The sequence below is a fragment of the Kineococcus siccus genome (genome assembly GCF_009906795.1).
GTDB classification, from domain to species: domain Bacteria; phylum Actinomycetota; class Actinomycetes; order Actinomycetales; family Kineococcaceae; genus Kineococcus; species Kineococcus siccus.
Genome location: NZ_JAAALN010000443.1, coordinates 1 through 613, shown reverse-complemented (window position 1 = coordinate 613; position 613 = coordinate 1). Strand labels below are relative to the sequence as shown.

Sequence of the window (613 nt, the reverse complement as noted above, 5' to 3'; positions counted from 1 at the left end):
GGGTGGGCGGGGAAGTACGCGCCCCCCGCCCACCGGCCGTCCGGGTCCTGGTGGGCGAGCAACCGCGCACCGAAGCCCTCGGTCGCGACCCGGGCCCGCGTCACCCGCCACTCCTCCTCCGGCGCACCGGCGAGGTCGCGCTCGACCTGCCACCGCAGGGCCGGGTCGGTGTCCAGCAGCCACGCCAGCAGGGCGGGTTCGAGCGCCACGGACCGACGCTACCCGGAGCCCACCCCGGTCGACGAGGCCCGCGGAGGGCCGGCGGCACCCCGAGCTGCCAGAGGGTCCGCACCGAGGCCCCGCCCGATCAGCCGCACCCCGCGACGTCCTCCGGGCGCAGGTCGCGCACCGCGACCTCGAACGTCACGACGACCACGGGTCTCCTCCTCCGCTGCGACCGGCAGGTCCCGAGGCACGGTAGGCCGGGGCGCACCGGAGCGGCCACGGAGTTCCCGCACGCCCTCACTCGCAGGCGGTGCCGTCGTCGTCGCGGTCCAGCCTCGGGGCGTAGCCGGGCTCGCCGCGGTGCAGCGGCGCGGCCCCCGCCGCCCGGGCGGCGGCGCAGTTCGCGTACGCGACGTCGCCGGCCGGCTCGTCGGACGCGGTCGGAGCC

The 613-nt window shown here is 79.0% G+C and carries 1 protein-coding gene and 1 pseudogene; both read right to left on the bottom strand.

Annotated elements, in window-relative coordinates; translation table 11 throughout:
- Positions 1 to 209: pseudogene (locus tag GTR02_RS22050) on the bottom strand (squalene cyclase); the annotation flags it as partial.
- 253 nt (positions 210 to 462) lie between these two features.
- The coding region (locus tag GTR02_RS24055) for an excalibur calcium-binding domain-containing protein (RefSeq protein WP_166609592.1) at positions 463 to 613 on the bottom strand (151 nt) is incomplete at its 5' end.